General features: G+C 64.3%; 2 protein-coding genes. One reads left to right on the top strand and one right to left on the bottom strand.

What is annotated here, in order from left to right; genetic code table 11:
- Positions 1-41: 41 nt before the first annotated feature.
- A complete protein-coding gene (locus AC1DMG_RS21870) occupies positions 42-488 on the bottom strand; it encodes a DUF2147 domain-containing protein (RefSeq protein ID WP_441603496.1) in 447 nt (148 codons plus the stop codon).
- Between the two features lie 148 nt (positions 489-636).
- Here AC1DMG_RS21870 and apbC point away from each other — a divergent pair, with 148 nt between their 5' ends.
- Positions 637-1,725: an iron-sulfur cluster carrier protein ApbC gene (gene apbC, locus AC1DMG_RS21865; protein ID WP_441603495.1), complete on the top strand. Its 1,089-nt coding sequence runs from the start codon at positions 637-639 to the stop codon at positions 1,723-1,725.
- Positions 1,726-1,936 lie beyond the last annotated feature (211 nt).

The following is a 1,936-nucleotide window of genomic DNA, read 5'->3' as shown; positions in this document are numbered from 1 at the left end:
GTCGCGCACAAGTGCGCTCCTACAATTAAGAGCAGTGCCGCTTACGGCTGGCGCTGCCACTCCTGACTGCGACCGAGCAGCGAGAACCCGATATACCCGCGCACGGTCAGCTTGCTGCCGTCTTCGCTGGGCTGCAGCTTCACCTTGTAGATCTTGCCGGTCTTGGGATCGAGGATCTTGCCGCCGTCCCAGATGTCGCCGTCCTTGTGCACGCCCCACATGATGTTCATGCCTTCGACGGGCTTGTTCTTGCGCTCGCCGTCGCAGTTCTTGCAGATCGGGTGCGGGCCCTCGTCGGACTGCAGCACTTCCACCACCGTGGCCTTCAGTTCGCCGCCTTCGTCGGTGATCTTCACGATGGACTTGGGCTTGCCGGTCTCATCGTCGATGGTTTTCCAGGTGCCTACCGGGGTGACCTCGGCGGCAAACACGGCGCTGGTACCCAGCATTAGCGCAGTGACTACAGCGATGCGTAGCAATGACTTCATGGATGCTCCTCCCGTACGAAAGCGTATGTTCCGAGCCTGACCGACTGGGCGCAAAGCCGTCAAGCTGCATTGCGAAAGCGCCGCAGGCCGTTGGGGGCTGCGCACACTGGCATAATGGGTGACCCCCATGACATCGCATCGAATCCCTATGACGCAGGCGAGTGAGGCCCTGGTCCGCCATATCCTTGGCGAACTTATTGATACCCATACCGGCGCCCCCCTGGCCGAGGCGATCCGCGCCGTGGGCGTGGATGGCGATCGCGTCTCGGTGGACATCCAGCTGGGCTACCCGGCCGCGAGCGTGGCCGATGCACTGGCCGCCAACGCCAAGCGCGTGCTGGAGGCCGATCCGGCCATCGCCGCGGCGTCGGTGTCGATCAGTACACGCGTGCACTCCCACAARGTGCAGGGCACGCTGGCGCCCCAGCCGGGTGTGAAGAACGTGATCGTGGTCGCCTCGGGCAAGGGCGGCGTGGGCAAGTCCACGGTGTCGGCCAATCTGGCGCTCGCTCTGGCCGCCGAAGGCGCCAAAGTGGGCGTGCTCGATGCCGACATCTACGGTCCCAGCCAGCCGCGCATGCTCGGCATCAGCGGCAAGCCGCAGTCGCCGGACGGCAAGACCATCATTCCGCTGCAATCGCACGGCCTGCAGATCATGTCGATCGGTTTCCTCATCGAGGAGGAGACGCCGATGATCTGGCGCGGCCCGATGGTCACCCAGGCCATGATGCAGATGCTCAACGACAGCCGCTGGGAACAGCTCGATTACCTTATCGTCGACTTGCCGCCGGGTACCGGCGACATCCAGCTCACGCTGTCGCAGAAGGTGCCGGTGTCGGGCGCGGTGATCGTCACCACGCCACAGGACATCGCCCTGCTCGATGCACGCAAGGCGCTGAAGATGTTCGAGAAGGTCGAGGTGCCGGTGCTTGGCGTGGTGGAGAACATGGCCACCCACGTGTGCTCGAACTGCGGCCACGAGGAGCATATTTTCGGCGAGGGCGGCGGCGCACGCATGGCCGAGCAGTACAACGTGGCGTACCTGGGCTCGCTGCCGCTGGACATCCGCATTCGCGAACAAGCCGACGGCGGCACGCCGACGGTGGCCGCAATTCCCGATTCCGATCTTGCTGCGCGCTATCGGGAGATGGCCCGGAATGTGGCGGGGCGGTTGTCGCGGATGCCGCGGAATAAGTCGTTGGGGTTGGGGAAGATCATGGTGCAGGGGGCGCCGTAGGGGCTTTTGCCCGTCATCCCGGCGTAGGCCGGAGGCGCTTCTCAACAGCGAAGCTGGTCATCCAGGGCAGTGCGCTTGATTGTCGCCTAATCGCGATCTGGCTCGCCTGCCGCGGGCTTCCGTCCTCCTGCCGGAGGCCGGGTTACTTTCTCTTGCTTGCCCAAGAGAAAGTAACCAAAGAGAAGGGCCCCCCGGATGACGCGCCTTCCGG

The organism is Dyella sp. 01N36 (assembly GCF_056399745.1).
Note: the sequence above shows the minus strand (reverse complement) of the source record. Positions and strands in the feature narration are given on the sequence as shown.